The organism is Photorhabdus machadonis, from assembly GCF_052657765.1.
The window spans coordinates 736,301-758,289 of the sequence record NZ_CP199761.1; the positions used below are offsets into that span (position 1 = coordinate 736,301).

Consider the following 21,989-nt stretch of genomic DNA (forward strand, 5'->3'; position numbering starts at 1 on the left):
CTATATGGCTGGGCGATCTATTGGCAAGACCAGGTTATATCTGTGAGTCGCGCATAAAACGATTGATTTCATCTTGCGCATGACGAAGACGGTCAGCAATTGCAGCAAAGCCGTCAGGCTCGCGAAAGAACATCCCGCCTTCAACGGCTGTCTGATGATCCCCAGCGATGGCTGCGAACCGTTCAGCGTTGTCAGGCAACAACCGCAAACTTCCAACAGCGACCTGAGCAAAATCCACGCCCGGTACAGGCCAGCGGCGTTGCTTCATCTCAACCACATTACACATAGCCTCCTGCGTTTCATACGGGCTGGCGAAATTATTACGCAGCAGACAATCCACATCATACCAGTGGCGTGCCAGTCGGGCCGGGTTTGGCGCTTTGGTTTGCGTACAAAACTGGTGCAGTGCCGTCAGTTTTTCCCAAAGAATATAACCGGTGTTATAAGCGTTTACGGTTGCGGTGGGTAACTGAAGTGCATCCATTCCGGCAATTCCGGACAGGTAGCTCACAACAGGCATCCGAGCGGTTGGCTCGCCACGATTTCGGCCGCCAAATTCCAGCAGAATATGATCGCGTTGATAGGCCATACTGTCTTCTTTCACCCGAGGGAAATAGATATCTACTTTTTCGCCACTGCTGTTGGTTTCCATTTCTGCTTCAAGGCCCTGAATTTCATAGACCTGAAAACGTTGGTTTAACTGTTCTACCAGCGCGCTTGTCCATTCTGTTAAGCGCTCTTGCTGCTGCTCTCTGAACCGGCGATTCTGGCTATTATTTAGCGTGCTTGTCATGTTAATAACATGAGCAGGCTTTTGAAGTGTCCGAGATCCTTATACCACTACACTTGGGAAGAATTGGAAAAGATGCACATACAAATGAAACGCCCAGCGCTCAATTTTTCTATCAAGGATTTTTTGCATCTATGACTTTATTACTGAGTGATTATGGAAATTATGTAAATAGAGGGTGGATAGAAACACTGAATGATCTTGATATATCATCAATTTTTCAGCGTGCAGAAAGCGATCGGCTTTATGATACAGAAGGAAACACTTGGTATGACTTTATTGGTCATTATGGTGCTACACTATTCGGTCATTACTATCCTCCACTATGCAATGCATTACAATCAGCACTGAGTACTCAGCCCCCGATTGGAACTCCGTTAGGGATCTCTGAACGTGCACCTTTGTTAGCACTAAATTTATTCGACAAATTAGCCTTGCGAGGAGAATGGAATAATTGGACCCTGACTACTGGTGCTGAAGCTGTCGAAGGCGCATTAAAAATAGCTGTTACTGTGACTAAGCGCCATCGAATTTTAGCCAGATCCCAATCATTCCATGGACTCAGTGCCCTAACATTGCAGCTTAATGACGAAGCTTCTTGGTATAAAGGATATGAAACACTGGTAGATAATAATAGAGTTGATTTTTTTCATGATATCAATGAAGCAGTCAATTTAGTTGCTACCAATGATTACGCGGGTGTAATTATTGAGCCAATACAAGCAATTGCTGGAGGTCGACGGGTTACGGCTCATGAGGCAGCAATGCTTTGCCAAGCATGTGATGATAATGATACTTTGCTTATTGTCGATGAAATATTTACTGGTATGGGGCGCTGTGGCCATTATAGCGCTATGCAAGCACTAGATTGGGTAATTCAGCCCGACATCATTTTGCTATCTAAAACCCTCACTGGAGGGTTACTTCCATCTTCACAGTTAGTGGTGCGTAAAGATTACTTTGACATATTTACCACACGACCGGGTTGTGCTCGTCTTATTGCATCAACATTTTCAGGAAACAGCCTTGACCACATAGTAGCATTAGAATCAATAGTTCAATTATCTCAAGCCCTAGATGATGATATCTTACGAGTACGTCAGTATGAATTTGCACGTTCTCTAAACAATCTTGTGCATCAATATCCTGAGCTTATACAACAAATCGATTCGCTTGGTTCATTACATTTCTTACATTTTATATCACCTGAATTCGCTTGGGATATCTGGAAATATCTACATAACAACCGGATTCTCACTCTTTTATGCACTCATAGCCCAAACACATTAAAGTTAATTTGCCCCATTAATCAGGCTACCGAGGCTCAGTTAGCTATTTGTAATGCTATCAACTATCTTTGTGACGAGGCTCAATATGCAAGCTAATCAACATCATGTGTTGTTACTTGGTCCAATAGATGATTGTATAAAAAAAGTACAATCATGTAATATAACAGCAACAATCCTTACCGAACTCACTCGATTAACACCATGGCAGAAAACACAAAGGAATACTGTATTATTGGCTGATTTACATGATATTCCAGCAATTTTACTAGGGGCTGTTGATGTTTTAAAGTCATTATTCAATCAACCCACATCGGCAACCAGACAATGATGAATGCGAGTGCCACCATACTGGTATAATTCCGTTCAAGTTTATCGTATTTCGTTGCTATTGCTCGAAAATGCTTAATTCGAGCAATAGCATTCTCGACTAAATGGCGATAACGGTATAAGCACTTATCAATACCCTGGTCTGTTTTTCGACTATTTTTACGATAAGGGAGCACTGGAGTCGCATCCCGTTGTTTAATAAACATCCTGAAACGCTGACTGTCATATCCTTTATCAGCAATAACTGCTTCGGAAGTGGGAGACTTGGAAATAAGGCTTTCTGCGTGAACACTGTCATGAACCTGCCCCCCCGAAAGTTCAAAATGAACGGGCAAGCCTCCGCTGTCTACCGCTAAATGGATCTTGGTTGAACGTCCACCACGACTTTTGCCTATCGCCTCGTCGTTATCTGAAGCAGCTCCAGCACTATGTTGATGAGCCCGAACGATAGTCCCATCAATGAACAACCACTCTGTATCTGCAATCTCAGATAACCCTTTGAAAATAATCTGTAAAATACCTCTCTTTGACCAAGCGTTGAAACGCGAAAAGACCGTATTCCATTTGCCGAATTCTGTGGGTAAATCGCGCCAGGGGATGCTTGTTCTCATCCGATAAATAATGCCTTCCAAGGTCAAACGGTGTTCAGGTTTATCATAAATCCAACCGGTGTGTTGCATGAATGCGGATAGCTTATTCCAGTAGAGATCTGTTAACATTGTTCTCGGCATGATGGTGAGGTCTGGTTGTTTTTTGGCGAAAGTAATTATATCAAATCATCATGCTGTCTAATAATCCTCCGAAAAACATCAACAACCCCTAGAAGAATATCAAAAACAAAAATTGGGTCGCTGGTTAATGGAGTGCTGTCATTCGCATCCTGCTCTAACTCAATTAAGACGTATTATGCTTGTCACATCAACAGCTCCTTGGTTATACGAAAAGATGGGTTACACACCAGTAAATCGCGAGAACTTTGTTTGGAACATTGTGCGCCAAGATATCTATAAGCATAAAGTATAAAAAATAATAATTATAACCCTACGAGAATTTAGTAATTTAATTAATGCAACAGACTCAAACTGTACTGACGCGCTGCGCTTGCCTTCTCTGAGTTACCGGACTAATGTATTAGCTCGGTAACTCAGAGAGCTGAAAAAACACCTGCCAGAGAAAACTTTTTTGCTTACCCCCTCCGTATTAAAGAAATAGGGATGAAACTGTTCACCCTGTTCACCTTTATATATTTTCATTTAAATTCATATCGTTAAATGATGATGACTTAAAATTGAACTCATCACTACTCTTCACCCAACCGTTCACCTCAAATCTGAAAAAAGGTGAACAGGGTTGAATAGTTGTGAACAGTTTAAAAATAACTATTCACCCTATAATAGATTGATATATCTGGTTTAAATTACAGGGTAAACAGTGGTGAACACTTTTTTATATTTCTTTGAAAGTTATCAGCAATAAAGAAAAAAATTATTCTTCTGGCAGGTTATCCCTTATCAGTTTTGGCATCCATTCGATGGCAGTATCAATATCGAGGCTCAAGTTGCTACGAATGCCGTGTTTGCTTTTCTTGCGCAGGTAGTGCTGGTTATACTCTGCCAGCGCTCCGGGCATATCCATCCCAAAACGAGTCACAGAAACCGGTTTATTCAGGTTATTGCCTTTCATATAAGCAAGATAGGCATGATAGAGATATTTGCGGGGATTAAACGGCATAATTTCCGCATTACCGATGAGCAGGGCATCAGCTTCATCGGATGCAATCAAGTAGCCGCAGAAATCAACCAGTGGATCTGTGCCACGTTTGATATCCAGTGCTTCTGCGGATTTTTGTTGCGCTGCCAGTAAACGCCTTGCGGCTTGTGGGTCACCGAACCGATGCAGCAGATGCCGGATAATCACAGGCAATTCTGTTGCAATCTTCTCCCGTAGAAGTGGATCACGTTCGTTTTCTGGCACAACTTTGGAAAAGTTGAAAATCACCCGCCGCCGTGACACGCCACCACTGCGATCACTGAAACTCATGGCATTATTTTTACCGCCAATACCACAGCAGGAATACGGGTGGAATAGGGCTGCTTATGCTTCGGATCGATAGCAACTGCATCCCCACCTGTAATGGCTTTGATACCGGAACCATCGCCCACATAGCAGAGCTGATGCCTTGCGGTGAGTACGGCAGTTTTTCTTCCATAAAGGCTGCCACCATTTCCCGCTTTAAATCGCGGTTACTGACCGGATGCCAGACAATACCGTCATAGTGATGAACGCTTTCCGAAGAGCCATCCAGTGCCAAATTTCCGTCATAACGCGCCAGTAATACTTCCCCGCGCTGGCTGGCTCCCATCTGGCATAATGTCAGTTTTGAAGGCTCCCCATCATTGAGCTGAATGGCTGCTGTTTTCTTGCTTGATGTAGGTTGATAAAGCCCCTGAACAAAGGCCAGCTTTGCTATTTCCATACCATATTGTTGGCGGTAATCGTCCCAGTCAGCTTTGTGCTCTGTCGGTGGTAACGTAATCCAACCATTAACCGCAAGAGCTGCTTTTTCTGCTGGGATTTTGCCAATATTCGTTTTAGGTTTGCCGTTCTTATCCAGATCACTGGGGCTATGCCAGTCATTATCTGCTGCAATAATGATTTTCGTGTCCGGCCAGCGTTCCCTGGCTGATTTGGCAACGGAGGGCAAATTGCCTGCATCCAGAGCCGCCAGAACAGTGCCTTTACAGAGTTGGTTAACCGTGAGTGCAATGGCGTAACCTTCGGTAATGATTACTGTGTCGGGGTGTTCTTCCAGCTCTGATAACGCAATAAATGCGCCTTTTTTCTGGTTGCCAGAGAGTAATTTTTTCTCGCCATTGGGCTTGACGATCTGCACACCTGTTACTTTTTTATCCAATGTTGTCAGTGCCAACACTGCCGAATTATCGGGTAACAAACGCTGATTAGGATAATGCAGCCCTTTTGTCGTCAGATGGGGGGATTGCCCGGCGACAGTTTGCGCCATCAGTGCTGCGACTCTTTCGGCAATGGATTGTGTTGGATAGATGGCTTCTTTGGCGGGCTTGAGTTCCGGTAAAGGCAATGCCTGCACGTTAGCAACAACTTTTGCTGCTTCAAGAATTGAGATCCCGTTGGTTTTTGCGACTAAATCCAGTCCATCACCATAGTTCGGGGCGTCACACTGGCGACAATGCCAATTGCCATGATGGTGATCGTCGGTAAAGTGAAAACGGTCGGTGCCGCCACAGACCGGGCAGGCGCCATGTTTACCTTTTGCTGGCACATCAATGCCACAGGCAGGTAACAGATTTGACTAGAAATACATCGCTGATGTTTTCACGGTTTGAATAAGATCAAGTGGTTTTTGATTGCCCGATGTTTTTGGGGCTGTAAATTCAGGGCGAGTTTGGGTATGCTGTGTATCAGCCATCGTTTTTTACCTTACTGAATGGTTAGTTAGATGCCCCGACAGTGTTTGCACCACTTCGGGGCGTTATATTTTATGTTTCTTATTTCATATTCTTTTCTGTGTTATGCCGCGCGTGATTCCGCAATACGCTGGGCGATCCAGTTATCAATCTCTGCTTCAATAAAGGCCACTGAACGCGGACCAATTTTGACCTGCTGTGGGAATTCCGTCGCTAATCAGTTTATAGAGCCACGCTTTGCTGTAACCCGTTCTCCGCTGTACTTTCGGCAAACGAATAAAGTTTGTCTTTGCTGTCACTGTCATAATTAAATGAACAGCGTTAATTGTTTTTCTCACGATGAAAATTAACGGGTTACAAATTGTACTAACGGTTCTTTTTGTCGCGCAGCGGTTTGGCGAAGTCATACGGTGTAATGGCCTTTTCCCGGTTTGCATCCAGATAATCCGCCCACCACTGCACCATCAGCCGCCGCTCGTCCAAGTGTTTAGACGTGTGAATATAGGCTGCCCGGACGTTATTTCGTTCGATATGGCTTAACTGGCGCTCGATGGCATCATCGCTCCACAAGCCGGATTCGCCCATTGCGCCCCGCGCCATTGTGCGGAAACCGTGCCCGCAGACGTCGGACTGAGTATCGTAGCCCATATTGCGTAGCGCACTGTTAACAGTGTTTTCACTCATGACTTGCGCAGAACCATGATCACTGGGGAACATCACGTCACAATTACCGCTCAGTTTGTGCAAAGCAGTAAACAGCGCCCCCACGAAAGCCCCCATAAAAAATCACTTTGTTTTTGTGATGATTGTCACGAAAAATCGGTGTTTAGCGAATAGGGCTTCGTTATGTGTGGAGTTAGGTCCACATATAACGCCCAGAACTCCACACATAGCGGCGGTAAAAAATCCATACTGCATTATGCAGGCAAAGCCCCGTCCCCTTCGCGTTGAACATCTTTCAAACTTACATTTGATATGTTGGAACAACGGTTTTTGAGATAATCAGAAACGGTGTTCTTTCTAATTTATAGATTCTATTAGTATTTTTGCTATACTTTTGAGATACCGTCATGCACCAGTTGAGATAACTAAACATCATGGCTCAATTTAATCACTTTGAACTCTCGCTTCTGAACCCCAGCTTTGACTCTCCTTTGGTTGACGCGCTGACGGAACTCGAGTTACTCCGGCATCTACGGTTGGAAACCGATGTTCACCCTATCTTGTTTGCGCAGTTGAAGGCCGTTTTCCACATGCTGGAGAGCCTTGGCTCTGCAAGGATTGAGGGAAACCACACTACGCTTGCCGATTATGTTGAAAGCAAGGTTGAAGGAACGCAGGGTTCGACGGACCAGCTCAAAGAAATCAACAATATTGAAGCTGCGATGGAGTTCATCGACGAATACCTGAACAATGGCGATGACATAACAGAATATTTTATCCGCGAGTTGCATAGTCTGGCGGTAGCCGGGCTGCAACAGGAAGGCGACAGAACTCCTGGCGCATATCGGCAACATAACGTCAGCATCGCTCAGTCTGACCATTTACCGCCGGACCACATCCGCGTTCCTGATTATATGGCGGAACTGACCGCCTTTATTAATCGTGCCGATAAGCCAAAGTACGATCTGATGAAGATTGCGCAGGTGCATCACCGCTTTGGCTGGATACATCCCTTTGGCAACGGTAATGGCAGAACGGTCAGGTTGCTGACCTATGCGTTACTTATCAAGTATGGTTTTAATGTTCAGGCTGGTGGCCGGGTTCTCAATCCGACAGCGGTATTCTGTAACGATCGTGAACGCTATTACGCCATGCTTTCGTTAGCTGATAAAGGAACAGAGCAGGGGCTGGAAGAATGGTGCTTATATGTGCTCTCGGGGATTTCCTCTGAGCTGAAGAAAGTCGATCAACTGACAAACCACGCTTTCCTGAGCGAAAAGATTCTGTATCCGGCCATCGATTTTTCGTCGGAGAGAGGACTGATAAACCCACTGGAATCGAAGGTTCTGAAACGAGCTGTTGAGCTGGGGACGATAAAAGCGGGCGATCTACGCACTGTTTTACCTGACCTGAAACCGACGCAGGTGACTTATCAGCTTGGTAAGCTGATTGAGCGGGGATTGATCCAGCCAGTAGAAGAAGGTGCTCGTACCTATACGGCGAAGTTTTCTAACTCGTATTTGATTCGTGGTGTGATTAAGGTTCTGCGGGACGAAGGGTTTATTCCTGGTTTGTGATTTAAATATTGTCTGCTGTAGAGCTGGGGAAAATACTTGATCTTAATGCACTATGTCATTTGTATCAGAAAGTAAATATAACTGTTCTGCTCAAGAAAAATCGGACATTTTTACGAAGGCCATTTCATATTCCACGGGGGTTAAGTCATTATTAGCCGTGTGTAATCGCGTTAAATTGTAATAATGCAGATAATCCAGCACATCTTTTTTCATCTCCTCCTGATTTTCATGATGCGTTTTGAAGAGCCAATCATGTTTTAAACTGCCAAAGAAACGTTCAACGACAGCGTTATCCCAGAAAGCCCCAACATCCGCCTGACTCGCTCTCATATCATAACTGTCGAGTAGGTTCCGATATTGCAGGCTTGTATATTGACTCCCTCTATCACTGTGAAAAACACAGCCTTTTGAGGGCTGGCGTAAGTGATACGCTTTCATTAGAGACTGACTGATCAGCATCGTATCTATCTCCGTCGACATCTGCCATCCGACTATTCGGCGCGAGTATAAATCCATCACGATGGCCAGATATAACCAACCTTCGGGCGTTTTGAGATAGGTAATATCTCCTGCCCAAACTTCATTCGGGGCCAACGGATTAAAGTTCCGGTTAAGCAGGTTACAGGCCGTTGATAGGGCTTTGCCTTTGCGGGGAGCCCGGTAGCTTTTACATTGCCTGACGGATAATCTGAGCTGCTTCATGAGCTTTCGGGTCCGATAATCACTGATAGTAAAGCCTTTTTTGCGTAATTTTTTCGCCAACATCCGATTGAAATGAGGAAATAGAGATGGACAGTATGACCTGGGATAACCTGCTGGATGAGTATTTTTTTGCCAGAATTTTGCGGCCGGATACGGAGTCAAGTTATCGCAAGGTGGTGAATACCTTCCAGGTGTTTGCAGGTGTCAACAATCGGCCTGCTCAAGTGACCCGACAGCAGGTCCTGGCATGGCGCAGATATGTGTTGCATCAGCACGGACTGAAAGGTGTGACCTGGAACAGTAAGATTGCGCATATGCGGGCGGTGTTTAATTTTGCGATAGAAGAAAAAATACTGCCCCAAACGGAAAACCCCTTTAATGGTGTGGTGGTCAATGCGAACAAAAATAAAAAGAAAACATTGACCAAAAAACAACTGACAGCCTTGTATCTCACGATGGGGCAATTTGAAGAGCGGGAGCGAAAGGCAGGGGATAACCATCGTGCCCGCTGTGCATTATATCCGACCGGGTACTGGCTGACGGTACTGGATACGTTGCGTTATACCGGGATGCGGCAAAATCAGTTATTACATATCCGGTTGAGGGATATTGACCTGGATGAGCGTCGGATTATTCTTTGCTCCGAGGGAAGTAAGAACCATTATGAACATCAGGTGCTGGTGGTGAAATGGTTGTATCCGCGACTGGAGATTTTGCTGGAACGTGCTCAGGCTGCTGGTGCAAAAGAAACCGACCAGTTACAGACGATAAAATCATTCTTTCGGCGCTTATCAAAAGAGTGTGGATTTGATGTGGGCCCACACCGTTTCCGGCATACCCTGGCAACTGCACTGATGAAAGCGCCTGATCGTAATTTGCAAATGGTGCGCGGGTTACTGGGGCACCGTAGTATTGCCACGACGATGGAATATATTGATATCAATCTGGAGACTGCCGGGCGCACGTTGGAGCGTGAATTAATGCTGTATATCGATGCTGAGCCAGAGAAAGGCGAAATGTTAATCGGATAAAACAGAATATTCCCGTTGTTGTCCGAATCTGTCTTTTTCTACATAAATCATTCCCTGTCGCAAGATGGGGAATTTTTTTGAACCGATGCAATCTCCCATCACTGACCTTTTTCTGATCAATTGGGAAGTCTGGACAACCGATATACAACATCGTGTTAATTAATTCATTGATTTTAGTGTGGATGGCTTGACAGTTGCAATAGAACTTGTAAATATTTCGCTCGAAAGAAAAAAAGACATCTGATTTCTCAGATATCCTGAATCTAGAACCCCTTTAATTAACATCGAAATATTGCATGATTGAATAATGCCACACGATGCATTTTTAGGTTCCAGTATCGAAACGCCCGTTAAACTTTTATCTCCCAACAAGCGCGCTTTGAATTGGTGCCGGACTCGGAATCATATCCACGATTAAGATGCTGTTTGTCATTGGTTTTGATGACATTTCTTGTAAACAGCGCCCCCACGAAGGCCCCCACAAAAAATCGCTTTGTTTTTGTGAGGGTTATCACGAAAAATGGGTGTTTGAGGGTAGGGAGCTTCGTTATGTGTGGAGTCAGGTCCACATATAACGGCGTGAAAAACATACTCACCTCGCTCGTAGGTGTTTCGTTACCCCTGAATTGAGCTTTAGGCGCTTTTGAGATAATATTTGACGGTGTTGATTATTATTTATTGAATTATATAAATATTTTTATCTGTATTTGAGATATAGCCATGAGGCAGTTGAGATAACCAAACATCATGGCTCAATTCAATCTCTCAGAACCAGAGCTAAAAATACTGCTCCAGAACCCCCTCTAACTTGCTTACCGCCGCCGCATACTTGGCCGGATTCTTATCATTCAGCACTGCTAGGTTACGCTGCTTCCAGCGAATAGCCGGTAGGTGTTGAATTTCAGGATAGCGATACAGCGACCAGTCAGGGGTATTTTGCTTATAGCAGAGCAAGAACTGGCGATCCCGATCCGTAAGGTGCGATTTCAGCGCTTTTGGTAGTAAAGTCGTTACTGACAAAAGAGACTCCAGCGACGTTTTCTGTTGCGTCATCCCTGAGAATTCCTGCGCGTACAGCGTGGCGATCCGCGCTGTATCCCAGTTTGGTGCCAGCAGCTCGGCAATAGGGCGGGGATGGCCTGCCAGATAACACAGAAAACCATCAAAAATCTCGCGCGTCAGGCCCGGTTTCTCCAGCATATTCAGCACGTCAAACAGATCCCGTGGATGCTGGCGGTCAAGCACGGCGCAGATTTTACCGCCGTAAAGATCCGCCGGTGAGACAATATTCATGGTGGTGAAGCCATACTCTATTTCCACCTGCTCGCATACCGGCATTTCTGTTGGCGGTAACAGCAATCCGCGCCATACCGGGCTGACTTCAATCTTTATCTGCGCATCGGCGGCGTTAACGATGATGCGTTTTTCATCCGCTTTATTCTCCTGCCGGATAGCCGTGATCCCCGATCTGTTGTTCAGCGATTCAGTAATTCGCATCAATGCATCATTGATGGCCACCAGATCGGTATCGCGATCTGCAAAGCTTTTATATGCCAGATCGATATCCACCGACAGGCGAGGGAAATCCTGTACAAACAAATTGATTGCCGTGCCGCCTTTCAGCGCGAAACAGGACTCCTTTGCCACATGCGGCAGGGCGGTCATTAATAGCCTGACCTGTCGGGCATAAATATCACGCAGATCCATCTTCGACTCCTTCCGGTTTAAATGCGCGGGGAACGGTGATTTGATAATCCGGTTCCAGCCAGCCGCCGGATACAATTTGCCGCTTTCCCGTACCTGTTTCTATACCGCTTTGATCGAGATACTGAAAATAAGGATGCGCATTGCGTTGGGCAAGGTAGAGCAGCACCCGGTTGGTTTTAACCGAATGACTGGCGCAAAGCAGCGCCTGTAATTTACGCGGGCTGAGAAGGTTCATCCCCTGAAACAGGGCGTCGGCATGTTCGAACGAGATCAACGCAGGAACGCCGCAGGCGATCTCATACGCGGCCAGTTCCGGGACACTGCCCACTAACTGCCGGTCGCCGATATTCAGTTTTGTCGTGAATGGTGTTATATCGACGGTGAGGCCAGAGGTATACTGCGTGACAAACGTCGCGGATTGTTCAAAGGCGACAAACCATCCCGGCAGTTTGACGTAAGCCGGGAGTGCGAGCCAGATTTGTTGTTTGCCCGGTTCGGTATAGTGAGCGTGGCCCTGTAGCGCAAGGCTGGTCAGCCCCGCCACGCGAACCGGTTTTTCCCACTGCGTTTGCAGGCAGTAAACCGCGTCCACCCAGTCCGGCTCACGGCCCGTCCGGCAGTATACGCCGTGTGCGATCCGCCTGAGCCAGCCATTCTGGACATAGAGGTAAGAGAGCTTACGGTCTATGCCGTTGCGGGTCAGCCATGACTGGAGCAACACCTGACCGGGTTGGGTGTTCTGCATTAGCCAGTTTAGATAGTTTGGCAAATGTCGCCTCTTGATGGACAATTTTGAAAATTATTAAACCATTATAGGTCTTATTTTCAGACTGGTACAGGCATTTGACTAAATAGTTATAAGTCCTTTAGGAGACTTAGTTGTATGATTTATACAGATTATTTCTAGTGGAGCAATCATGCATATCATAACTAAAGATTTTGTACATAGAATTGACGACAAGTTGATAGCCGCTGATGTCGCGCTTCATGCTCGCCAATTTTGTGTTGTAATTGAATGGATGAAAGAAAAAAATATCACTGGCGATATATTGGATAAGGGGATATGGGAACCAGTGATGAGGATTTACAAATCTCTTTACCCAAAAGGCAATTTTTCTATTCCATCATTAATGGTTGGCGGTGTTGCTCTGCGTGATGTGATGTATCCTGTGCATATTAATGTCGCTTATGGTTCTTTTAGTATTGAGCCACTTAAATGTATTGATATCTCGCAAAGCGAATTAGAATTTATTTTTCAGCATTATCCAGAACAAGGTTGGAGGGCCTTTTATGGGGTCTGTGACCTTTGGGATTTTGGATATGGCATTGACGATCTTATTAATATGGGATCTCCAGCAAAGGAACTTTTATGTAATGCGAGGTCATCTGCTGTTGCGACCCCCCGTATTTTATCTGGGACAGATCCTGATGCTGCTGTTCAAACGGCATGTTTGATGGCTGAATTATCAATTAAAGCTTCACTAACTCACTTAGGATGGACTGGTGACCAACTAAAAAAATTGTCACATCATTTACCCAAACTAGCCGCTGAATTAATTAAGATTAGACCTGCACGCAATGATGAGCGGTTGTTCCATGCATGCTCAAATTTTCCAAATTATGTAGAAAGCCGTTATGCCTCTCATGGTATGACTCGCCTTGAACTTATGGCACTTTCAATGCGTGCACTATTTGTTGCTTCTGAAGCGATCCGTCGCATATCTCAACGTAATATGGCTAACGAGATGGAAGATCGATCTGATTGTCCTTCCCGACCAGTGCTCTGATGGGATGAAAGAATAATATTAACTTATTGAAGGGTTATATATGGATAAGTGCAGATTATGTGGGAGAGAAACAGTATTAGAACTTAGTCATATTCTTCCCAAGTTTATATTTAAATATGCAAAATCAACCTCATTGACAGGGCATATAAGAGCAACAGAAAATCCGAATCGAATAGTTCAGGATGGAAAGAAAGTTCCATTTCTTTGTAAGGAGTGTGAGACTTTGTTTAGTGGTTGGGAGAGCTATTTTTCTCAAAATATTTTTCATCCATATCAGAATGATGAAAAAGTTAGCTTTAACTATGATTACCGATTGAGTAAGTTTCTTTCATCAGTAAGTTTTAGAGTTTTGTTATATTCGTTTGAGAATGACAAAGATGGTTTTTTGATAATCCTATTTTAAAGTATGCTCCTGTTGCTATGAATAATTTAAAAGAATATTTATTGGGCAATAATCCACATCCTAAAGATCAGCGACAATCTCTGCTTCTTCTTGATAAAACGTCGGATGAAATTAATGATAAGAATATGTATCTAACAAGAGCAATTGATTTCGATGTTATGACTACAGATGATTGATCATTTATCTATATAAAATATCTTAAATTTTTATAACTATGCCCCATAAAACTTAAAACTAACAGAGGGTGGCGTACAGCCAGGATCAGTAATGCAGCAGGAACCCTATGTATGAAAGATCAGGAATTACCAGATTATGTTTTAATGAAAGTGAACCAATCCATTAAATTAATAAAAAGTCAAAAATGTGAATTATCTTCTAATCAAAAAGATAAGATTGAGGAACGAATTATTAATAGTATTTTTGACCAATGCAATTAATATTAGTGACTTATTACTAAGATTACATTACCTGATTGGGTTGATGTAAGCTTAGTTTTATATAGGTTTAATAGTATAATTTATCTAATCCACTTTTGAGGGATGAGTCCATCTCCTTCATCTTTCCAGCAAGCCGATTCATGAGTATTATCAACTTGTCCCCATATTGAGCTATCAGCATGTTCAAGAACGATAATCTGGAAATTTAGATTATTATCTTTAATTGCTGATGATAATCTTTCAAATATGCATCTTGTAGCAGTAATATCATCTTTTCTATTTTTGACTTTTCATAAATACTTACTTTTGCGTCGAAGTAGAGGGGAATGGTAGCCCATTTTAAGGCTACCATAATGTCGTCATATCTTATGATTATAGTTATGCTGGCTCGGCTACTAGATCTGGTGAAATTTCAGTTATTCCCATCATTAATTCATAATGGCCATTTTGTTTCGCTTTTGTAAATATATCTTTAAATACTCGCAAATAGGTCTCATTTGTTCTTTCTCCATGATTAATATATAAATCATCATGTATTGAATGAGAACCATCGTTTACCCAAGAAAATAATGACTGACAGATTAGTCTGTCTCTACCATCGAATAATTCACATATGGTATCTTTTGACATTCCACCCCACATCGTGAAGTAGTTTTCGATAATGCGACGCAAAGTATTTTGTAATGTCATACTGGTAGGGTTAGGTTTTTTGACTTCTTCCCATAGTAACTCATAGGCGGATTTTATTGGGTTACAGTTACATTTTTCTATATAAGAGGTTTCTGCCTGTTTTTTTACCATCCAAAAAGTTTCTTCTGAGAGAGTGTTGTCATGAGGGCGTTTTGGATGATAACTTATTTCTTTGTGGAAATAAACATTGTGCGTCATTATAAATACTTGCTTAATATATCCTTTGTTGTTTCTTATTTCATCAAAAATACCTTTAATCAGACTGCTGACAATATATAAGATATCACTATCTAAGCTGGATATAGGATCGTCAAAAACAACGACTCGGGATTGAATTATCCCGGATGACTCCTGTGCACCTTTAATTAATGAATAGAAATATAAGAAGGTAATAAATGTTTTCTCACCCTCACTTAATGAACGGCTAGCATCATCTCCGTTGTGACGACATATTTTATAATGACCTTTTTCGTCTACAACATCTATGTTGAATGAAGTGAAACCAAATGAACTAAGTAAAGAATTGATTGCGTCTTTGGTGGGGAGTATTGAGGTTGAATTATTTTCTTGCTCTTTAATTTTCTGATCAAGAAGTTTCCGTCTACTTTCCTTATCCTCTAAACTGGTTTCCATTCCATTAATTGTTTTTTGTAGCCGAGTCTTGTTGGTATCATAAGTATCGAAATGAGATTTTAACTCTTCCAGAATGAATCTCCAGATCTGAGATGTAAGTTGTTTTTTCTCAGCCTGTAAGTTATCAACTGTGAGGTTATGTTGGTTTATGGCTGTATTTGCTGTATTGATTTGGTTGCATAATGGTGTTAAAAATTCATTGAGGGGCGCAAGAGTTATTCTTCGACTGGGTTCTTGTTGTTTAGCTTGAATCCGTTTTAGATTGCTCTCCATACGTTCTTTTAATGCACTGGCAGAAATATCGAAACGTGCGTAGTCTAAATAAGTAGACTGCATGCTACTTATTGTTTGAAGAGTTGATAAGAATTTTTCAATTGCATCTTGATAAGAAACTATTAATTGCGTTATTGCATGTAATTCAGTTTCATAGGCATCGTTAAAAAAATAGCTGAGACTTTGAGCTAATTCTTTATTAGTGGGTTGTTGGCAAAAAGGGCAGATGTCATCATTATTATTATGGAAGTGTATTCCTTGTTTTACCCAATCGCTATTACTCAGCTTATTGATCATTGCGGCAATATCAACATCCTGACTACCAACTATTATTTTTTGTAAAATATCGGATGATGCCATATCGATCAGAGGTTGAGCATTAATTAGTGATATTTTTTCTATTTTTTCTGGTTTTTTTGAAAAAATAGTGGTGGATCTTTCTATAAGAATGTTAATGTCGATAAGTTCTTCATTATTTGAAGATTTTTCTATTAATACTTTTTGCTTGAATTTATCAGCACTATTACGAACACCAGTAAAAGCTTGTTGAAAATGAATGTCATATTTTTGTTTCATTTTCCAACATTGAGACTGTAGCGTGCTTTCTAATTCTAAGAGTTCGTTCCTTTTAATGCCGCCACGGACTTCACCGTACTGGCTGACCACGGCGAAAACTTCGCCGAAACCCTGATGGAAAACGACGATCCGGCCCTGAAAATGGCGCAGCCCGGTGTTTATCCGCTGAGATCTGCTTTCCGGTGTGACTCGCTGAATGGCTCAGGCCACCTGAACCTGCCTGTCATACCGATATGGCGCAACAAACTTCTGCCGACAGGCGTCGAGATAGTCCGACCACCACTGCATCATCTGCGTGCGCTCGTCGAGGTGCTCCGCCTTGTGGATATACGCGGCGCGCACGTTGTTGCGCTCCTGATGGCTCATCTGCCGCTCCACGGCGTCTTTCGACCAGCGCCCGGATTCGATCAGCGCGCTACAGGCCATCGTGCGAAAGCCGTGACCGCACACGTCCACCTTTGTGTCGTAACCCATCACCCGCAGCGCCTTGTTAATGGTGTTTTCACTCATCGGCTTGCGCGGATCGTGGTCGCCGGGAAACAGCAGTTCGCTATTGCCGGACAATAGCTTTAGCTGTTTCAGCACCGTGACCGCCTGTTTTGACAGCGGCACCAGATGCGGCGTTTTCATCTTTGCGCCGCGCTCCGAGTAACGCACGCCCGGAATAGGCTCACGCTGCGCGGGGATCGTCCACATTGCGCCATCCAGATCGATCTCCGTCCAGCGGGCAAAGCGCAGCTCGCTGGAGCGGATAAAGATCAGCAGGTTAAGCTGTACCGCCAGTCGGGTTAACAGCCTGCCGGAATAGCCCTCGAAGCGCTCCAGTAATTCCGGCATTTTCTCCAGCGGCAGGGCGGGGTAGTGGTTTTTCGGCGGTGGCGCGATGGCGCCTGTAAGATCGTTCGCCGGGTTGCTGGCAATCAGGCTCTCCTGCACCGCGTAGCGCATGATCGCCGTGGGGCGGTCTCCAGATTGCCTTTTCTCTCCGCCACCCGCAGCGGGATCAGCAGATCGGCGGTTTTCAGGTCGGTAACGGGAATTTTGCCAATCAGCGGGAAAACGTGCAGCTCCAGCGAGCGCAGGATCTTCGCCGCGTGATGCTCCGTCCAGCGGATATTGCCTGCCAGCCACTTACGGGCGACTTCCTCAAAGGTATTGCCGCTTTTCTTTGCCAGCTTCTCCTGCTGCTTTTTCACCCCCGGATCGTCGCCTGCGCTGAGTACGGCGCGGGCTTCTTCACGCAGCTTACGCGCATTCGCCAGCGTTACGGTCGGGTAAGCGCCAAACGCCAGCTTCTTCTCCTTGCCGCCAAAGCGGTACTTGAGTTGCCAGAGTTTAGAACCGTTGGGCTTAATCAGCAGGTAAAGACCCTGCGCGTCGCTGAGCTTGTAAGGTTTATCGAGAGGCTTTACATTGCGGATGGCGGTATCGATGAGTGGCATGGCGGGGGCTCCGGAGTGTATCGAACCAACAGATCCCCAATTAATCCCCCAAAAACTCTGGATGTCAAAAAACCTGACGGAAATTTTCAGTACCATCAGGTTTCTTTAACTTACTGATTTTCTAACGTTTCAGGACTTATAGGAACGCCATGAAACTAAATTTTGGTGCCCGGACTCGGAATCGAACCAAGGACACGAGGATTTTCAATCCTCTGCTCTACCGACTGAGCTATCCGGGCAACGGGGCGAATTAAACCGTATTCAGCCTAAGTCGTCAATGCCTTTCTGATAAAAAATGATAGAAAGACGATTGGTTGCTGACTTTTTGCCCCAAACTTGTGTGGTTATTCATCTTGGGCGGATTTTTATTAGCTTAATGCACCATTTTTGCGGCACTTGGCGATAGCCAATACATCTTCTGCCAACAGTTTTGCCGTCGCGATATCATCAATATCCCGTTTGATCAGTAGCTTACTCAGGCAACCTTCCAAAATCAGTTCCATCTGTTTGGTAATCAGTTCACAATCTTCGATATCCAGTTGATGTAATAGCTCGGTGGTGTAATGGGAAGAAGCCTGTTTTTGCAATTCAGCTAATTGATGGATAGGGTGGTCAGATTCAGGGAATGTACTACAGGCCGCGATAAACAGGCAGCCTGGATAGCGTTTCTCTTTTACTTTTTCACCAAGCGCTGTATAACGAGCCAGTAGCTTTTGCTCTGGTGTCAGATTTTCATCCAATAACATCTGTCGTTGCCAGACTTCAATCTGTTGACCGTGATAACGCAGGCTGTCATAAAGCAGCGCTTCTCGATCAGGCCAGAACTGCTTTAGATATTCCATATCCATGTTAAGTGAACCAAGGAGCATCTCAGTTGTGGCGGATAAGCCATGTTGCTCCAGCAAGTTTAAGACATGACTAAGAACTTGTTCTCGTTGCACGGTGTTCTCCCTCAGATCATTTTTGCAGATGTTGCAAATGCTCGTTAAAGCGGGTTGCATTCATAAAACCATTTACCCGTGAATTGGGGATCTCTTTTCCTTGAGAGTCAAAAAACAGAATAGCCGGTAATCCCCGAACATTCAGTTTTTTCAACAGTTGTTTTTGCTGTGGGCTGTTATTTGTGACATTTGTCTGTAACAGCAAGGTATCACGTAGTTGTGACTGAACCTGTGGATCACTGAAAGTATATTTTTCAAATTCTTTACATGCGACACACCAGTCAGCATAGAAATCAAGCACGACGGTTTTATGATTGTTTTGTGCCATTAGGTGTTCCAATTCTTGCCAGTTATTTATCTGGCGGAAATTGAGGCTGTGTTGCGATTGGTGTGTAACTGCCGTGCCCCAAAACCAATCCTGCAATGGGCGGGTGGCTATCAGCGTCAGAACTAACAATATCAGTTGTATGACTCTCATCCAGCCATTTTGGCTTCTGAGTGTCAGAGCAAATCCCCATCCCAAGAAGCTGACCGCCAGCAGGCTCCATAACCGTATTCCCCATACATCACCGATTACTCTTTCCAGCAGGAAAACAGGCAGTGCAAGGATAATGAAGCCAAAAGCTTCTTTGACATATTGCATCCAGGGACCGCTGCGTGGCAGGAGTTTATGGCCAAACAGGGTGACGGCAATAAGCGGTAATCCCATTCCTAAAGCATAAAGATAAAGGGTTACGCCCCCTGCTACTGTATTACCACTTTGGGCAATGTAAAGCAGTATGGCGCTTAAAGGCGCGGTAGTACAAGGGGAGCAAATTAATCCCGCTAATGCACCCATCGCGAATACACCAAAGAATGAGCCACTTTTTTGCTGGTTACTCCAGCTGACCAGGCGGGTCTGAACAGAGGAAGGCAGTTGCAGGGAATAAAGGCCGAACATCGATAGTGCCAATAGAATAAACAGTATCGACAAACCAATCAGCACATATGGATGTTGCAATGCGGCCTGAAATTGTAAACCCGCAGCCGCGACAATCAATCCAAGTAAGGTGTAGGTGATTGCCATTCCCTGAACATAGCTCAGTGCCAACCAGAAGATCTGTTTCAGGTTTTTAGGGTGTTGGCTACTAAGAATAATGCCGGAAATCAGTGGATACATCGGCAGTACACAAGGTGTAAAGGCGATACCAATGCCAATCAAAAGCGCCCAAAGTGGTGAAAAAGGTAAATTCTGCTGGTCATTTGATGCACTTTCTGGCGCTTTCTGAACCGGTTCGGTGGGTATTACGTTAGTTGTTTTTGATGGGATAACTGTACTTAATGGAACAAGGCGGGTTTCCGGTGGGTAGCAGTATCCTGCTGCGGCGCAGCCCTGATAAGTGACGACGATATTGGATTTATCATTCGCCGCTGTAATAGGAATATTTACCGCGAGTTGTTGGAAATAAACCTCCGTTTCACCAAAGAATTCATCCTGATGAGCCGTACCTTGTGGCAACGTAATTTTACCTAGTGTGGTCTGTTGTGGTTCAATACGAAGTTGTTTGCGGTAAAGGTAATAACCCGGTTTGATTTGCCAATTTAGTGTCAGTTTGTCGCCTTTTTGCTGAAAATCAAACATGAATGCCTGATCTGCCGGCAAATACAGGTTTTGCCCCGGTTGTTCAAACAGCGCATTCGCTGCCTGTGGGGTAAACATCGCACTGCAAAGCAGTAAAAACAATATCAGAGTACGTTTAATCATAAGGTTAATGATCGCTAATAGAATAGAAATATTCAGCACTATAACCGAAGGCTGTCAGACCAGAAAGTGTTCTGGTTAAGATTAAGACAATAATCAAGGTCTTTTAGAGAAAAGAGCATCATTTCAGAGAAGAGTTCAGGGGCGGTGTATGCCCCTGAATTAGGTTGTTATTGACGGAATTAGAGGATCATACCGCCGAACAGGAAGCCAAAGGCAACAGCCAGAGCAACCCCGATGGTGCCGGGAATAAAGAACGGATGGTTGAAGACGAAACGGCCGATACGGGTAGTTCCAGTGTCATCCATCTGAACTGCGGCAACTAGGGTTGGATAGGTAGGCAGAATAAACAACCCGGAAACTGCGGAGAAAGAAGCGATTGCCGTCAGTGGTGTGACGTTCAGAGCCAGAGCCATCGGCATCAGCGCTTTTGCTGTTGCAGCCTGTGAATAGAGCAGGGCGGAACAGAAGAAGAAAATAACTGCCAGCAACCAGGGTTGAGATTGGATTAAGCCGCCGGCAGTGCCTTTGATCCAATCAATATTCGCCTGTACAAAAGTGTCACCTAGCCATGCAACACCCAGAATACAGATACATGCGCTCATTCCTGCTTTAAAGGTACTGGAATTCAGGATGGCGTCAGTATCAACTGCGCAGGACATCGTCGTGATAGTTGCGACACTCAGCATAATGATCAGAATAGCGTGAGTGGTGTTCATCAGTGGCTCTTCAACCAGACCGATACTTGGACTATTGACGATAGCGTAAATAACAACACTGATAACGCCTGCTAAGAACAACAGAACAGAAGCCTTAGCCCTTGGTTTAATGTCAATCTGTTTGCTGCCACGCAGAGTCACCAGGTTTTCTGCCAGACGTTTCAGATAAACAGGGTCATCAGACAGTTTTGAATTAAACAGCCAAGAGATGATGAAGGACATCAGAACGATAGCCGCGAACGTGGATGGCAACAGGACCATCAGCAGATGAATATAACTGACACCGTGGCCTTCCATCAGAGAAGACATATAAACGACCGCAGCGGAGATTGGCGAGGCGGTGATACCAATCTGGGCTGCGACAACCGCAGTGGAAAGTGGACGGCATGGTTTAATGCCTTGTTCTTTTGCAACCTCAGCAATTACTGGCAGGGCTGACAGAGAGATGTTACCTGTACCTGCAAACAGTGTCAGGAAATAGGTAACGATAGGCGCGAGGATCGTGATGTATTTTGGATTTTTACGCAGCAATTTTTCAGTTTGTTGAACCAGATAATCCAGACCACCGGCAACTTGCATTGCAGAGATTGCTGCGATGACCGCCATAATGATGGAAATAACATCGAATGGAATATGCCCCGGTTTAACTCCAATTGCTGACAGTACCAAAACGCCAAGACCACCGGCAAATCCAATGCCGATCCCCCCTAATCTTGCACCTAGGAAGATGACCAGCAGAACGATAACCAATTCTACGGCTAACATAATATTTACTCCTTGAAATAATTAAAAATTTGAAAATTTTAGGTTAATAC

General features: G+C 44.4%; 16 protein-coding genes, 1 tRNA gene and 6 pseudogenes. 8 read left to right on the plus strand and 15 right to left on the minus strand.

The window, feature by feature from the left end; translation table 11 throughout:
• Positions 1–34 precede the first annotated feature (34 nt).
• Positions 35–793 carry a nucleotidyl transferase AbiEii/AbiGii toxin family protein gene (locus ACUN2T_RS03455; RefSeq protein ID WP_445496268.1) on the minus strand — a complete coding sequence of 253 codons (759 nt, stop codon included), beginning with the start codon at positions 791–793 and terminating at the stop codon, positions 35–37.
• Between the two features lie 26 nt (positions 794–819).
• Here ACUN2T_RS03455 and ACUN2T_RS03460 point away from each other — a divergent pair, with 26 nt between their 5' ends.
• Positions 820–2,175 (plus strand): aminotransferase class III-fold pyridoxal phosphate-dependent enzyme, encoded by a 1,356-nt coding sequence (locus ACUN2T_RS03460; protein ID WP_445496269.1) that lies wholly within the window; start codon positions 820–822, stop codon positions 2,173–2,175.
• On the plus strand, positions 2,165–2,407 hold the full coding sequence (locus ACUN2T_RS03465; RefSeq protein ID WP_445496270.1) for a hypothetical protein: 243 nt from the start codon (positions 2,165–2,167) through the stop codon (positions 2,405–2,407). Before ACUN2T_RS03460 ends, ACUN2T_RS03465 begins: the two co-directional genes overlap by 11 nt.
• On the opposite strand, the gene ACUN2T_RS03470 is transcribed toward ACUN2T_RS03465, so the two are convergent.
• Entirely contained in the window at positions 2,376–3,137 is a 762-nt protein-coding gene (locus ACUN2T_RS03470) for an IS5 family transposase (protein WP_445496146.1), read from the minus strand. The genes ACUN2T_RS03465 and ACUN2T_RS03470 overlap by 32 nt on opposite strands.
• 88 nt (positions 3,138–3,225) lie before the next feature.
• Here ACUN2T_RS03470 and ACUN2T_RS03475 point away from each other — a divergent pair.
• Positions 3,226–3,429 (plus strand): annotated as a pseudogene (locus ACUN2T_RS03475) (GNAT family N-acetyltransferase); the annotation flags it as partial.
• A 462-nt stretch (positions 3,430–3,891) separates the two neighbouring features.
• Here the strand turns inward: ACUN2T_RS03475 and ACUN2T_RS03480 are convergent.
• The 3 pseudogenes from ACUN2T_RS03480 to ACUN2T_RS03490 form a co-directional block, all read right to left on the minus strand.
• Positions 3,892–5,731 (minus strand): annotated as a pseudogene (locus ACUN2T_RS03480) (toprim domain-containing protein).
• A 224-nt stretch (positions 5,732–5,955) separates the two neighbouring features.
• A pseudogene (locus tag ACUN2T_RS03485) lies at positions 5,956–6,157 on the minus strand (helix-turn-helix transcriptional regulator).
• Between the two features lie 61 nt (positions 6,158–6,218).
• A pseudogene (locus ACUN2T_RS03490) lies at positions 6,219–6,548 on the minus strand (tyrosine-type recombinase/integrase); the annotation flags it as partial.
• A 401-nt stretch (positions 6,549–6,949) separates the two neighbouring features.
• Here ACUN2T_RS03490 and ACUN2T_RS03495 point away from each other — a divergent pair.
• Positions 6,950–8,092 (plus strand): Fic family protein, encoded by a 1,143-nt coding sequence (locus ACUN2T_RS03495; protein ID WP_445496271.1) that lies wholly within the window; start codon positions 6,950–6,952, stop codon positions 8,090–8,092.
• Positions 8,093–8,182: 90 nt separating this feature from the next.
• Here the strand turns inward: ACUN2T_RS03495 and ACUN2T_RS03500 are convergent.
• A pseudogene (locus ACUN2T_RS03500) lies at positions 8,183–8,863 on the minus strand (IS3 family transposase); the annotation flags it as partial.
• A gap of 17 nt (positions 8,864–8,880) precedes the next feature.
• Between ACUN2T_RS03500 and ACUN2T_RS03505 the strand changes: the two are divergent.
• The gene (locus tag ACUN2T_RS03505) at positions 8,881–9,825 is read left to right on the plus strand and encodes a tyrosine-type recombinase/integrase (protein ID WP_445496272.1); all 945 of its coding nucleotides are present in this window, start codon (positions 8,881–8,883) and stop codon (positions 9,823–9,825) included.
• A gap of 777 nt (positions 9,826–10,602) precedes the next feature.
• Here ACUN2T_RS03505 and ACUN2T_RS03510 read toward each other — a convergent pair.
• Together ACUN2T_RS03510 and ACUN2T_RS03515 are read right to left on the minus strand one after the other, a co-directional pair.
• Entirely contained in the window at positions 10,603–11,532 is a 930-nt protein-coding gene (locus ACUN2T_RS03510; RefSeq protein ID WP_445496273.1) for a nucleotidyl transferase AbiEii/AbiGii toxin family protein, read from the minus strand.
• The gene (locus ACUN2T_RS03515; protein WP_445496274.1) at positions 11,519–12,301 is read right to left on the minus strand and encodes a type IV toxin-antitoxin system AbiEi family antitoxin domain-containing protein; all 783 of its coding nucleotides are present in this window, start codon (positions 12,299–12,301) and stop codon (positions 11,519–11,521) included. The genes ACUN2T_RS03510 and ACUN2T_RS03515 overlap by 14 nt, the downstream gene beginning before the upstream one ends.
• Before the next feature lie 148 nt (positions 12,302–12,449).
• Here ACUN2T_RS03515 and ACUN2T_RS03520 point away from each other — a divergent pair, with 148 nt between their 5' ends.
• From ACUN2T_RS03520 to ACUN2T_RS03530, 3 genes are all read left to right on the plus strand, one after another.
• Positions 12,450–13,319: a hypothetical protein gene (locus ACUN2T_RS03520; protein ID WP_445496275.1), complete on the plus strand. Its 870-nt coding sequence runs from the start codon at positions 12,450–12,452 to the stop codon at positions 13,317–13,319.
• Between the two features lie 40 nt (positions 13,320–13,359).
• Entirely contained in the window at positions 13,360–13,722 is a 363-nt protein-coding gene (locus tag ACUN2T_RS03525) for a hypothetical protein (protein ID WP_445496276.1), read from the plus strand.
• A gap of 287 nt (positions 13,723–14,009) precedes the next feature.
• A complete protein-coding gene (locus ACUN2T_RS03530; protein WP_445496277.1) occupies positions 14,010–14,159 on the plus strand; it encodes a hypothetical protein in 150 nt (49 codons plus the stop codon).
• 80 nt (positions 14,160–14,239) lie between these two features.
• On the opposite strand, the gene ACUN2T_RS03535 is transcribed toward ACUN2T_RS03530, so the two are convergent.
• The 7 genes and pseudogenes from ACUN2T_RS03535 to ACUN2T_RS03565 form a co-directional block, all read right to left on the minus strand.
• On the minus strand, positions 14,240–14,425 hold the full coding sequence (locus tag ACUN2T_RS03535) for a DUF3732 domain-containing protein (RefSeq protein WP_445497794.1): 186 nt from the start codon (positions 14,423–14,425) through the stop codon (positions 14,240–14,242).
• A gap of 112 nt (positions 14,426–14,537) precedes the next feature.
• Positions 14,538–16,331: an AAA family ATPase gene (locus ACUN2T_RS03540; protein WP_445497795.1), complete on the minus strand. Its 1,794-nt coding sequence runs from the start codon at positions 16,329–16,331 to the stop codon at positions 14,538–14,540.
• A 201-nt stretch (positions 16,332–16,532) separates the two neighbouring features.
• Positions 16,533–17,773 (minus strand): annotated as a pseudogene (locus ACUN2T_RS03545) (tyrosine-type recombinase/integrase).
• Positions 17,774–17,936: 163 nt separating this feature from the next.
• Positions 17,937–18,012, minus strand: a tRNA-Phe gene (locus ACUN2T_RS03550).
• 129 nt (positions 18,013–18,141) lie between these two features.
• Complete coding sequence (gene dicD, locus ACUN2T_RS03555; RefSeq protein WP_445496278.1) at positions 18,142–18,714, minus strand: division control transcriptional repressor DicD; 573 nt, start codon at positions 18,712–18,714, stop codon at positions 18,142–18,144.
• Between the two features lie 16 nt (positions 18,715–18,730).
• Positions 18,731–20,458 carry a protein-disulfide reductase DsbD gene (locus ACUN2T_RS03560; protein WP_445496279.1) on the minus strand — a complete coding sequence of 576 codons (1,728 nt, stop codon included), beginning with the start codon at positions 20,456–20,458 and terminating at the stop codon, positions 18,731–18,733.
• Between the two features lie 179 nt (positions 20,459–20,637).
• Complete coding sequence (locus tag ACUN2T_RS03565) at positions 20,638–21,939, minus strand: anaerobic C4-dicarboxylate transporter (RefSeq protein ID WP_445496280.1); 1,302 nt, start codon at positions 21,937–21,939, stop codon at positions 20,638–20,640.
• Positions 21,940–21,989 lie beyond the last annotated feature (50 nt).